Raw genomic sequence first — 12,760 nt, 5'->3', positions numbered from 1 at the left:
TGGACATCAACATCTATTGTGTTTTCTGTTTTACACATTGTTTCGTCAGACTCATAGCTTAGTATAAATGGTATTAAGCTGTTTGAAATCACAACGATCATCAACCTTTTAGTATTCAATCCGAGTTGTGTATCAGTGACATTTTGCTGTTGCGCGTACTAAACCTTATAACATGGCCGAGAGAAGGGATAGCATCGTTTTTCATTTTTCTAAAGAACCAGGGTAAGTGGATGCGGATACCAAAAGAAAGCGATTCCAAAAAACTGAAATAAAATAGACATCATCCCGATAACAGCCACAAGGCACTCGGATTGGGTATACAGTGCCTTTTTAGCGGAAGCGAATCGATCATGTGTTTCTGAACTAACTTATACTAAAGTAAACGTTCTTTCTTTCCATTCTGCATCCTTATAGGCTTTTGCAATTCCCGACTGACCGATACTTGCTTTCTTTACTTCCTTCACTTTAACGGATACATCAGTCGGAGAGGCTAGGGGAAAAGGGCTTAATGATACCTGCTTTGAGTCGATCCACTCTGCGATGATTTTTTGTCCGCCTGTAAATGAAAAAATTTCTGGAAATCCATCTTTAAACCATGGGAATTCTTCCGCCTTTGGAGTCCCGGGTTCTTGCATGCACAAATATAAAGAGAGGTCATCACAAAATTGCACCATTAGAAAATGAAATTTCAATAGTTCTTCTTTCTGCGTTTCCAAGAAATCCAATTGTTCCATTAAATGCTGCTGTCTGGCTTTTTCCTGTTTGGAGAATTCAATGGCGGCAGGTTCCTTCGCTCCAGCCAAGAAGGAATGGTAATGCAGACTGCACAGCAATCCGGCATAAGGGGACTGCTGTTCCACTTCATCAATTCCTTTTTTATAAAAGGTAAGCTTAGGGGTCAAAGGAAAGTCGATAAAGGAATAGGGCCGCTTGACCTTATCATTCCAAAAAGGAGTTTCATCCAAATCAATCCAGGCACGATCATGTTGATCGATGGCATAAATCACTTCATTCCATCGTTCCGTTCCTTCCATATAAGCAGGATTCCAGTTCCGGGAGATGTCCCCGGAAAGCAGGCCGTGATGGTGCTGCGGAATCATGACCCAATCATGTTCTCTCTCATAAATGATCAAGCTATCACCCCATTTTCTACGATATTTTACATGGTTTCTTCTACTATATTTCATCTATTTACAAAGAGGCAAGCTATATAGATCAATTTAGAAAATTCGAGTAGTCTAAAAAACCGATTGTGAATGTCCCTCGATCGAATGAATGTGTGTCGAGTTATTAAGTGGAATATACATAAATAAACAGCCAGACAATAAAGTGCGCTTTCCATCATTCGCTGGATAGATGTAAAGCGGCTTTTTTCCTTTTGTTGTGGTCATCGTTTTACCGGATTCGTAAAAATAGACGGTTTAAACGATGAAAATTTTAAAAAAATGATGAGAGGTAACCTGACAAAGAAGGAGATCTTATAGGAAATCGTTAGTATGATGATATCAAGTACATAAGAGAAGGGAAAGATGAATATGAAAATGTTTATGAATACGTTAGAAAAGAATATCTCATGTATGTTTGAAGCCATGTATCTCTACACATTATTCTTTCTTGTGGAATTACAAACTACAGCCGGGAGCTTCTTGAAAACAAAATAGAGTTTCATGTAATAACTCCCCTTGAATAAGCTTATGATGAACATTCCTCGATTGTTTACAATTCCTTACTTTATTTCTCCATTATCTACCCATTGCCCCAGGCACATCTTTTATGTTAAACCCCTCATCTTAGAATAGCTCACAGTGACTGCATTTAGTATTTTACATTGAAAAATCCCTGGATGAATCCAGGGATTTTTGATAGGTTGAAATCACTGTTATATGAAATAGATCTGTATAAAGTATTCCTTTCAATCAATATCCTGGCAAGGCTGCGAAAATAGACCGGCAGCTATAAAATGTCCCTCCATTTGAAAGAGGACATTTATTCGGTAACCGTTACTTCAATCGGCTCAGCTACAAGATGCCATTCCTTCCCGAGCATTTGGAATGTATGCATCGCAAACACATTTACCGTTCCAGGCTCAATTGCTTCAATGGTATTGCCGTCGATTTTAACCTTCGTTTCTCCGTTGTTTACGAAGAGGGTCGTCGCAATATTTTCCTTTTTACCCTCACGATAATTTACAAAGGATTTGACCTGAATCACTGCCGATTTTCCGACTTTCAGATTCACTTTTTTGTTTGGGATCTCCAGACGGATCGGCGCATCCGTCAGCCACTGAGTGTAGTCTGTGATCGGTCCGACAACACCGGCCTGCAAGGCTTGTCCAAATGGATTCTCGTCTCTGAACGTCCAATGCATATTGAGGAATCCGCGCTGGCGCATGTACTGGATGAATTCAGGGTATAGACTGCCATAACTTGCGTTCAGCGTCGCGTTCATGCTGGCGCCGTACTGCATCATTTGCTGGGCCTTTTTCAGTCTGCCGTCTAATTCGGAAGGGATGCCTGCCGAGTAAAGATAACCAGTGCCAACTTCACGGTTGAGACTGCGAACGTTTCGAATATGGTTGGAATTAAAGCTTTGAATGACTACGTGATCAACCATTCCAGCTTGCTCAATTTCCTGCATCACTTGCTTCTCGATACCGTCCGCTTTCAGCTCGACAAGCAGGACCACATCTTTCCCCTTAAACTCATTCAAAAACTCTTCAAAGGCAGGGACCTTTTCACCTTGGAATTCAGGACTAAACTTACTGCCGGCATCCAATGCACGAATCTGTTCCATCGTCAATTCCTTTACCTTGCCCGTGCCGTTCGTTGTTCTGTCGACAGTGGTGTCATGCATAATCACCAGTTTGCCGTCCTTAGTCATTTGAACATCGGTTTCAATCATATCGGCTCCCAATTCATAAGCCTTGCGATAGGAAGCCATCGTATTTTCAGGCGCAAGTGAAGGAACACCGCGATGTGCCGCAACGATTGGTCGCTGAACAATCGTATTCTCCGGATATTGCCCTAAAGCATCAATGGAGGCTTGAGGTTTCTCTGTCAAGATGCCATCCACTCCAAGATGAATGAGCGCATGGGCGGCTTGTACATCCTCTGCACCGCTTCCCCAGACCGAAATTGCTCGGCTATGTAAATAATGGATCACATCAGGATTTAGATTCTTTTGAGGAATGACCGCAACCATTGCATTGCTGTCATGAATGTCACGCACGAAAGCAGCCATATCATTCTTATTAAAGGATGACTTGTTGTGAAGAAGGGCGCCGCGAGCCGTTTTAATAAAACTGCGCATTTCTTTCACGATGGCAGGATTGCTGGATAAAATCTGGAAATCACGTGTCTGTGTTTCTTTCAAAATATTCGCGAGACCTTCAATATCTGTATGTTCTTCCACCTGAATAACCGGAATGAATTTGCCCTTTAGGTTTTCTAAAGCTGTTTCAATAGGAGCCCCGTCAACGGTCCATTCTCCCTGTCCGTTCCGCTTCGCCTGCAGGATAACGGAAGATACGCCTTCCTGCGCAGCGGCTTGTGAAATGATCGTAGGCGGGTTTACGATATTCGTTTTTGCTTCTTTCGGAAGAAAAGCGTTCGTTTTCGCTAAAGGCGGAAGCGCATTCGGATATGCATTCACCTTTACATTATCGAATTGAACAGTCGCACCGTTCGCTTGAAAGCCAACATCTCCGCTTGTCCATTTCCCGGCTTGATCCGTATCAACCACAAGTTCCCCGTCGATGAACTGCTGGACACGATTGCCGCTTGCAATCACTTTAATATGGTACGTTTTATTGAAAGCTATATTTTCTGGATAAAAATTCGTTTCCGGTACGACCCACTGATTGTTTTCATTCCGAATGGCGAACTCCAGCCCATTCAGCGCCGTCGTTCCTCTGCGCATGGCAAATTGATAATACGGATAAGAATTTGGCTGTACACGATACATCAATGAAGCCCACCGGCTGTCTTCCACCGCGCTTTGAAACGTCATATCCGCTTCGAAAACATAATTCCCTGGTTGATTTTCTAAAGGAATGACTACTCTGGCAGGAGCAGAAGAGGAGGGAGAAGATAATACAAGCTTGCCGTCCACAACCTTGCCATCCCCTTGTACGAGTTTCCAGCCAGCAGGCAGCCCGCCGTTGGCAATTTGGTCAAAGTTCTCCTCTGTGAGAACTTGTTCTGCAGCGTGAACCTTAAGTGAACTGTCAGCAGGAGCTGCCCACATACTTCCCAAAATACTTGCCGACACTAAAACAGCTGCAACCTTTTTTGAATTTCCCCTAAATTTCGCTATCATTGCTAGTCTCCTTTTTTATTTAGTAGAAACATTGTGACTGATCGTGAGGTGTTCTTATAGATAAACAAGAAGAAATACATATGTTTCCTATGAAAATATTACGCAATGAAGGTAAATGCGGAATGAATGTTTTGCAAAGATATTGTAAAAATATTGTAAAAATGGAATAGAGGGATAAGAAGTAAGGGGAGCGGGTGTGGGGTAATACATCTGCATTCGCTAATGAGAAAAACTGTTTATTACGGGAAGGGCTGAAGCAGCAACGGCGTAAGGTATGGGGAGTTAAGTTACAGAATAACTCAAAGGGAAAGGGCTTCGAGATTTTTCACAACAATCAGTCGGACCTAAATATTGGGTTGATATATGAAATTGGAAACCCTTGAATTCTATGACGTTCAAGGGATTTTGACTCATCAGTGTAGAGTAAATTGATTTTTAGTGGAGTTAAACCTTAATAATTTTTTTTGTGAAACTATGTCTTTCTACCCCCTTAAAAAAGGGAGGCATTACGAATAGTAGTAAAGTACTTTATTGATGAAAGGTGATTGGTCATCTTATGGAAAAAACGACTGCTTTTTTAGAAGGAACAGCTGAATATGGTAAAAGGCATATGACTTATCGGATTCCTTCTAGTCTGACAAAAGTTGGAGAGCTAAGTGATTTACAGTTACGACAATTAAAACAGCCTGATCCTCTTTTTTTCGATTGTAGGGAGATTGATTTTGATGAGCAATATTTAACCCTTTATTACCAGATTGAAGAAGGGTTTATGCCTCTATCAAAGGCGAGGGAACAATCTATATTATCGAAATTGGCTATTGCTGAAAACCTATTGAATTTTAAAGAATTGATGGACAGTAGATACGTAACATTTATGTATCCGGAGAATATCTATTTCAGGTCATTGCAAGAGGTAAAGCTGATATATCGAGGTCTTAGGGGACTAACCAATCCATCAGATGGGAATTATCTTTATCATATCCAATGTCTGATTGTTTATATATTTACTAAACATTCGTTCCATAGTGTAAAACAAAAAGGTTTATATAGTATTTATAAGAATACGAGTGAATTTTTAAGACATATCATTGATGCTAAAACATTTGAAGATCTACATACTGCTATTGTTCATGAGCGTGAACGAGTAAAAGAGCAGTATATACGGGAAACTGATCATAAAACGAAAGCCTATGGACTCCGAAAAAAATTCGTAGTTTTAGGGGGGATTGCACTTTTAGCCTTTATTATTTTAGTATCTGTGGGCCCTTTTGCCATTAACCATTCACCGAATGAAGAGGAGGTTAAGGCGGAAGAACAAGATTTAAAGCTGGTTAGAAAAGCTTTAAGAGAAAACGAACAATTATTGAATCTTTATAGGCTTTATTATAAAAAATCCCACGAGGAAATCATTGAAAACTTAGAAAATGAAAAAAACCTTTCTGAAGAAGAAAAGCAGCTATTGAAAGAGGCGTATATTGCCACAAAGCGTTATTCTAAGGCAATTAGCGTTTCATCAGAAGAAAGGATACTCAACTATCTTATAAAAAATGATCCGGCTGGAATTGAAACGTTAAAGGCCGATTCACCGAACGTGAGATTTGAGCAAGCTTACTTTCGGAAAGATTGGGATCAGGTGATTGGTTTAAGATCCAAAGCAACCATGGATGAACGCAGACAAACGATTGTAGTGGATGCTTATTTGTCTCGAAACCAAGTAGCACAAGCTTATAATTTTGCAAAGGAATATCTTAACACCCCTCTGATGATTAAATCAAAGCAAAAAGCCTATAAAATAGTTCAAGGCTATTCCATGAATCCAATTGAGAAGCAGAAGAGGTTGCGCTTAATTCAAGAAGAGGTAGCAAAGTTACAACAATCGCAGCAGTAACTGTAAATAATTTTGACATCAGTGATATATAACAGGATTGTTAATAAAAAATAGTTGTTGAATGTAATAAATAATCTGTTAAAAGTTAACCAATCCGTCTAAACTCTAAAAAGACCTGCATTTTACTTGGAATGCAGGTCTTTTCGTTTGATTTAAAGGATAATAATCTCTACTTTATTTTCACTATATTAATCGTTAATTGAAAAATAACAAAACACCGCCCTATCGTATTGGCTATCGAAAGTTTACAAATAATTAAAAAGTTTATATTTATTTAACAATTCTTTACACTGCCTTTATTAACTTTCTTTTATTAATTACATATAATCCTAGTTGTGAGTTCATTAAAACCATTTTAGGGGGCTAATAATCGATGGATCGTCGTTTGTTTTTAACTTATGTAGGAAGCGGTACTGCGGCATTAGTTGCAGCATCATCCGGGCTCGGCGCGTTAACAGGGAATGCTATGACAGCCAACCATTTAATGAATGGTCAGCCGAAAGGCCAGGGAAAGCGGCTTACAGCACCGTTCAAGCCGGTTGATCGCACATGGGAGAATGAGTTAGTGTTACCTAAAGGATATAAATATAACATCATTGCTTCTTATGGAGATGTCATTAACTCAAAAGGTGAAAAATTCGGGGATGCAGCGGACCTCACTGTTTACTTCCCTATTGATAGTTTAAAAGGCGGAAACAACTCAGAGGAAGGATTAATCTGGGTTAACCATGAATTCCCGGAACCAGGTAACTATATGAAGATGTTAGGGATTAACGAAGCTACTTTTAAAAAAGAAGATCTTTCTAACTATCCCGAGCTGCTGAAAATGGAAAAAGAAGCAGTTGGCGGCTCCGTAATTCGTGTCAAAAAAGAAAAAGGCGAATGGAAATTGGTGAAAGACGATACATATAACCGCCGTGTCGATGGGACAACCCCTATTGAATTAACAGGTCCTGCAAAAGGAAGTAAATATGTCAATGGAGCTACAACAGTTTATGGCTCGCTTGGAAACTGCAGCGGCGGGCGTACTCTATGGAATACTGCTTTATCCTGTGAGGAAAACACGGAATATGGAGACGATTATGGCTGGCCTGACTTCAATGATCATCATTACGGCTGGGTGGTTGAAGTCGATCCTTTTAATCCGAACAGACCTGTTCGTAAACATACGGCACTTGGACGCTTTGCACATGAAAATGCAGCAATGGGCTTAACAAAAGACGGCAGAGTGGTCGTTTACATGGGTGACGATAAAGGTGATGCATGTTTCTACAAATTCATCAGTGAGAAGAAATTCAATCCAACCAACCGCGAAGCAAACTTCGATATTTTAGAAAGCGGAACATTATATGCGGCGAATCTTGGAAAACAAAAATGGGTTGCACTCGATCGTAACACTAATTCCACTCTACAAGCCCAATTCGCTGACCAAGCTGATGTCTTAACGAATGCACGTGCAGCAGCCCTAGCTGTAGGAGGAACTAAATTAGACCGTCCAGAAGATGTGGAAATCCATCCGCATGACGGAACTGTCTTTTTAGCGTTAACAAATAACACAGGTCACGGAAACTTCCATGGTCAAATTATACGGTTTGCCCCTGCGAATGGTGACCATGCCAGTGAAGCATTTACGTTTGAAGTATTCATTGCCGGGGGACAGCAAAGCGGCATTACTTGCCCTGATAACCTTCACTTTGACAGCAAAGGAAACCTTTGGGTTGTAGAAGACTTCGGTGCAACGGAAACGAATCAGTATGCAGCTTATAAAAACTGTGGTGTATTCATGATTCCGACGGATGGCAAAAGCTATGGTGTCCCACACCAATTTGCATCAGGTCCAAAGGGCTGTGAAGTCACCGGTCCATGGCTAACGCCTGATGAGCGTACGCTATTCTTGGATGTGCAGCATCCGGATACGTGGAATCCATATCCTGGACAAAGTTTCGGACGTTCTTGTTTAGTAGCTGTACAAGGTGGAAGCTTCGGGAAATAATAACCGTTAAGCAGAGGGAAGACGTATTAGACTTAGGTCATGCAGCAAAATAGGAATTGTAAATCGTGAAGTTAAAAACTAAAATTCTATCAATCCTCTTTATAAAAGAAAGGTGTAAACGGGGAATCTCGTTTGCACTTTTCCATATTTCGTATGGGAGGAGCATCACAGATGATGTTTGCTTGTACAAAACACGTTAAGGAAGCTTTACAGACGATGTATCTTCCACACGTTCACGTTATCTCGAACCAAGATCCAGTAAGTGAAAGTGTCAGATGCCATATTTGCGGTCATAAAGCTCATTATAAATTGTTCAATTATCTTCCTCAAAAAAAGCTGGGTTTGAAAAAGGTTATATAATAGGAGGTCAAGTAGAATGTTACAAAATATAGGAATTCCTGGTTTGATTTTAATACTGGTCATTGCTTTGATTATCTTTGGACCTTCCAAGCTGCCGGAAGTCGGACGGGCTTTTGGACGCACATTAACTGAATTCAAGAGTGCGGCCAAAGGGTTAGTGTCGGATGAAGAGAAAGAGGAAGCGAAAAAACCTGAATTAACGGCTGTTGAAAAGAAGCAGGAGAAATCGGCCGTTTCATAATGATAGATAGACGAGGAATGGTGTCTATTTCGCTCTTATTGCTGTATCCATCCTCATCACACCACTCGATTTCATATCAGATGACAATGAAACTAAAATAATTAATAATACGGATTTTATCAGTGAAAAAGTGAAGTGGCTATATGTTGAAAATTTAACATATAGCTACTTCACTTTTTTCGTTAAACAGCTATTGATTAGATTAAGTTTTCCACTTCTCTTATCCAAGTATTTTTACGCCAGAACGACCAAGAATGATTTTTATGTCAGATATTATTGTTTGAAAATATTAGGATACAGCATATAATCATTTTATGTTTTAAACAAAAGTGTTTATTTGATTGTTTTATGAACAAAATTTTATATAATAAACATTTTTGTTTAAAAATATATATACAAAACTGTTCAAATATGTTTATAATATACTTGCTACATATTTAAATATTCAGAAAAAATCGAGAGTCGTAGAAAAGAAGGTTTATTGTTTTATGAGACGTCTGGCAGAGCGCCCGGCAAATGTTTGGTTGTATTAAAAAATCTATTAAAATAAAAAACTTATAAAAAGGAGTTTGATTAATATGACAACAGTAACGAAAATTTCTCCATTTAAAAATGAGCCATTTACAGACTTTACCCGTGAAGAAAATAAAACGGACATGCAAGCTGCGCTTGCAAAGGTAAAAAAAGAGTTAGGCAGGGAGTATCCTTTGTACATTGGTGCTGAAAAGATCGTTACGGAAGATCGAACGGTCTCTATTAATCCAGGAAATAAAGACGAAGTCGTCGGCCGTGTGAGCAAAGGAACGCAAGTTTTGGCAGAACAAGCAATGCAACAAGCTTTACAAGCATTTGAGTCTTGGAAGAAAGTTTCTCCTGTTGAACGCGCGGAGTATTTGTTCAAAGCAGCGGATTTAATGCGTCAACGAAAACACGAGTTTTCTGCTTGGCTTGTTTATGAATCAGGAAAGAACTGGGCTGAGGCTGATGCCGATACAGCAGAAGCCATTGATTTTATGGAATTCTACGCACGAGAAATGATTCGTCTGAGTGAGACGTCTATTCATCAGCCGCTTACGAAAATGGAAGGCGAAGACAATCAAATTACGTATATTCCGCTTGGAGTAGGGATTGTCATTTCTCCTTTTAACTTCCCATTAGCCATTATGGCTGGAACAACTGTAGCAGCGATTGTGTCAGGAAATACAGTCATCCTTAAGCCGGCAGACTCCACACCGGTGATTGCAGCTAAATTTGTTGAATTAATGGAAGAAGTGGGGCTGCCATCTGGTGTACTCAATTTCATTCCAGGGGATGGAATTGAGGTTGGTGAATACCTTGTTGAACATCCGAAAACTCGCTTTATATCGTTTACAGGTTCCCGTGAAGTAGGATGCCGTATTTATGACCGTGCATCAAAAGTGCATCCTGGACAAATTTGGTTGAAGCGTGTCATTGCTGAAATGGGCGGGAAAGACGGCGTCGTAGTCGATGAAACAGCCGACTTAGATGCAGCTGCTGCGGCTATTGTTGCTTCTGCTTTCGGTTTCCAGGGTCAAAAATGTTCAGCTGGTTCAAGAGCTGTTATCGTGGAATCTGTTTATGACGAAGTGGTGGCAAAAGTAACGGAATTAACGAAAGACTTACGAGTAGGACTGCCGGAAGAAAATGCTCCAGTCGGCCCGGTCATTGATCAAAGAGCGATGGAGAAGATTTTATCATACATTGAAATCGGCAAAGAAGAAGGGACACTGCTGACAGGCGGGTCAAGAGCCGACGGAAACGGATTTTATATTGAACCTACTGTTTTTGCAGATGTTGATCCGAAAGCCCGCATTATGCAAGAAGAAATTTTTGGCCCTGTCCTCGCTTTAGCAAAAGCAGCGGATTGGAAAGAGGCTATTGAGATTTATAATGATACAGAATACGGCTTAACAGGTGCCTATTTCTCTCAAGACGAAGAGCGAATCGCTTATGCGCTGGAGACCATGCATTGCGGAAACCTCTATATCAATAAAAAATGTACAGGTGCATTAGTGGGCGTTCATCCATTTGGCGGATTCAACATGTCTGGCACGGACTCGAAAGCCGGCGGTTATGATTATTTATTATTGTTCACGCAGGCAAAACTAACTTCTCGGAAAATGAAATAAGGTAAACATACTAAGATTAGTAGCACAGACCACGGCCATGGTCTGTGCTACTATTTTTTTATAGTAGAAGTGAAGAATAGGTCGACCCATCCTCAGGACCTTGAGTTCGTATTTTAAACTGGCCTACTTCACTTCCCTTATAAGAATCAGTTTCAGTATGTTGGATCCTGGAGATCGTGTATAAGAAAAGGGAATCGATAAGGTGATGTGAACGCTTCTACCGTAAAGTTAGGAGGAATGGATATGCCAAGTGTAATAGCTTTTGATGTTAGTATGGGGAAAAGTTATATGGTCATCTATAACGCTGACCGAGTTTGCATCTTTGAAGGAGAAATGCTTCATAAACGCTCCTTTTTTGAAAGACTATATAATCAAATCAAGGCCCTAATCCAAAAAGACGCACAGGCCCCTGATATCGTATTTGAGGCCACAGGTGTGTATTCTCGCCAACTAGAACGATTTTTCACGGAGTACGGCTTTCCGTATTGTTTACTTAATCCTTTGGAATCTAAGCTTCAAACAGCTTCCATGCGCATGCACAAAACAGACAAAAGCGACGCTCATCGTCTAGCCCAGACGCACTTTACGGCTACACGGCGCATCAAAAAGCCGCAGGAAGCTTATTATGACCAAATGCGTGCTCTTTCTCGCTACTATAAAGAACTGGATGAAGAACTGAGCCTGATTCGCAGCCGCATACACACGCTTCTGCAACTTACTTTTCCGGAAATGGAGTCCTTGTTTACCCAAAAATCAGAGTTGTTTTTGAATATTCTACAGTTGTTCCCACATCCTGATTGTGTGAGACACTTGTCTAAAACGGTGGTCCGTAATCGACTACTCACGAATACAGAGAAAAAACTAGCTCCTAAAACGGCAGAGAAAAAAGCCCTGCAACTGTTGGAAGCTGCACAAGACTCTTATCCGGCCGTAGACGCTGAGGATGTTCGCTGTGATCAATTAAGAGTCTATGCCAAGCGTCATTTAGCGATTTTAAGACAGCGTGAAGCGTTGATTAAGCAGATGGCCGAGCTTTCAAAAGAACGGAAAGACTATCAGGTGCTCATCAGTTTTCCCGGGATTGGCCCGAATACGGCTGTGAGGTTAATTGGAGAGATAGGAGATCTGACGCGTTTTGACAACCATAAACAGCTGAATGCCTATGCTGGAATTGACATCAGGCGCTTCCAGTCGGGAACCTTGTTTTATAAAGATAAAATCAACAAGCGCGGCAACAGTTATTTACGCAAAATACTCTATTTCACCATTCAAAACATGATCCGTCAGCGACGCTTTGGAGGCAATCATATTGTGGATTATTATGACAAATTAAAAACGCAACCTTATAACAAACGTCATAAAGTTGCGTCCATCGCCTGTGTGAATAAGTTGTTGAAGTCCCTCTTCCACCTTATTACACACGATCTGCATTACGATTACCAGTTGGCCGCTGGTAAGTAATGTTGAAACGATTATATCACATACATCCCTGGCTAAAAAAAAAAGAAATAGCTGGGCTTATTAGCTGTGCCTAAAAATCCCCTTTTAAAAAGAAATCATAGAACTTACTAACAGTACTTTAATTTTTTAAAATCCCTTGACTAATCGTAAGAAGAGGATGGGTCAAAAGGGGAAAAAGAAACCCTTTTGACCCATCCTTTTTTATAAAACAATCAATGTTCATTTAGAGAAGAATGTAAAAGGTACGTGAATACGTCTTAATATATACTCCTTAAACCCCTTAGATGACATTGCTTCTTACTCTTCAATATTATCTGCAGCAAGACTCCTTAAGAAGAAAGTTTCAAATG

Annotated in this window: 7 protein-coding genes; 5 read left to right on the top strand and 2 right to left on the bottom strand. The window is 40.3% G+C overall.

From position 1 onward, the window contains the following. Positions 1 to 368: 368 nt before the first annotated feature. Both BK575_RS17650 and BK575_RS17645 read right to left on the bottom strand, forming a co-directional pair. Positions 369 to 1,133, bottom strand: coding sequence for a DUF3891 family protein (locus BK575_RS17650; RefSeq protein WP_169907872.1), 765 nt, complete (start codon positions 1,131 to 1,133; stop codon positions 369 to 371). An 853-nt stretch (positions 1,134 to 1,986) separates the two neighbouring features. Then, entirely contained in the window at positions 1,987 to 4,317 is a 2,331-nt protein-coding gene (locus BK575_RS17645) for a glycerophosphodiester phosphodiesterase family protein (RefSeq protein WP_078412167.1), read from the bottom strand. 556 nt (positions 4,318 to 4,873) lie between these two features. Between BK575_RS17645 and BK575_RS17635 the strand changes: the two genes are divergently transcribed. The 5 genes from BK575_RS17635 to BK575_RS17610 all read left to right on the top strand — a co-directional run bounded on the left by BK575_RS17635 (position 4,874) and on the right by BK575_RS17610 (position 12,410). Further along, the gene (locus BK575_RS17635) at positions 4,874 to 6,205 is read left to right on the top strand and encodes a type VII secretion protein EssB/YukC (protein ID WP_078412163.1); all 1,332 of its coding nucleotides are present in this window, start codon (positions 4,874 to 4,876) and stop codon (positions 6,203 to 6,205) included. Positions 6,206 to 6,578: 373 nt separating this feature from the next. Continuing rightward, positions 6,579 to 8,198 (top strand): PhoX family protein, encoded by a 1,620-nt coding sequence (locus BK575_RS17630; protein WP_078412161.1) that lies wholly within the window; start codon positions 6,579 to 6,581, stop codon positions 8,196 to 8,198. 376 nt (positions 8,199 to 8,574) lie between these two features. Further along, positions 8,575 to 8,799, top strand: a complete 225-nt coding sequence (tatA, locus tag BK575_RS17620) for a twin-arginine translocase TatA/TatE family subunit (RefSeq protein ID WP_028398357.1) — start codon at positions 8,575 to 8,577, stop codon at positions 8,797 to 8,799. A 578-nt stretch (positions 8,800 to 9,377) separates the two neighbouring features. Next, on the top strand, positions 9,378 to 10,949 hold the full coding sequence (gene pruA / locus BK575_RS17615) for an L-glutamate gamma-semialdehyde dehydrogenase (protein ID WP_078412157.1): 1,572 nt from the start codon (positions 9,378 to 9,380) through the stop codon (positions 10,947 to 10,949). 243 nt (positions 10,950 to 11,192) lie between these two features. Then, entirely contained in the window at positions 11,193 to 12,410 is a 1,218-nt protein-coding gene (locus BK575_RS17610; RefSeq protein ID WP_078412155.1) for an IS110 family RNA-guided transposase, read from the top strand. Positions 12,411 to 12,760 lie beyond the last annotated feature (350 nt).

Origin of the sequence: Priestia abyssalis (genome assembly GCF_002019595.1) — a bacterium.
GTDB classification, from domain to species: domain Bacteria; phylum Bacillota; class Bacilli; order Bacillales; family Bacillaceae_H; genus Bacillus_BA; species Bacillus_BA abyssalis.
Note: the sequence above shows the minus strand (reverse complement) of the source record. Positions and strands in the feature narration are given on the sequence as shown.